The following is a 736-nucleotide window of genomic DNA, read 5'->3' on the forward strand; positions in this document are numbered from 1 at the left end:
GCGCCATTATGTTAAATGGATACGAAATCGGTGACTATTCAATCTGGAAGGTCCCAAATACGCCAATTATCTGTACCTAATTTAGAATGTGTAGTTTCCTCAAGATTGAAAAAGAAAGTGTCTGAATTAATATCCCCTGTTAAGCAAAATGAACTGAATTTATGACAATTATTAAAAAATAAATTATATGTTAGTTTTTCACCTAATTTCGCTCTAGCTCTTTCAGCACTTCTTTTTAAGCCCATAGGAGTTGTACCTTTACATGGGACATAAATATGAAGGGCAAGATTTGTACTATCTAGTCGATTTAAAAATTGTTTAGGAGTAACAGCTTCTATTTTTCCACTTCCATCAAGATGAATAATTTTGTTATATCCAACATAAATACCAGAATGCTCAAATTGATTCAAAGCTAAACCACAATAAACAACAGATCCAACTTTAGGTTTAACTTTATCTCGCAATGAGTTTATTAAGCCTGCTCCCATTCCAAAAGTTAAGTCAGGTCCTTTTGGTCCTTTTTTAGTAGGATTGTCTAAATCTTTATAAGGATTCTTTGTATAACGAGGATCTGCAGTACTAAGCGAATTACTTATTTCTAAGATTGTTATTAATGATTTTAGAAGCATGCAAGTTCATCAGGAAAAAACTGTTAATAATAGTACCTTAATATTTACATATTCAATTCATATGTACGATACATTTATAGGCTTTTTTAGCCTGAAAAAGTTAAGAT

The 736-nt window shown here is 31.1% G+C and carries 1 protein-coding gene; it reads right to left on the minus strand.

Annotated elements, in window-relative coordinates; translation table 11 throughout:
• Positions 1 to 38 precede the first annotated feature (38 nt).
• A complete protein-coding gene (locus FW754_RS16390) occupies positions 39 to 629 on the minus strand; it encodes a lecithin retinol acyltransferase family protein (protein WP_446325262.1) in 591 nt (196 codons plus the stop codon).
• Between the last annotated feature and the right edge of the window lie 107 nt (positions 630 to 736).

Source organism: Acinetobacter sp. 1207_04 (assembly GCF_052850415.1).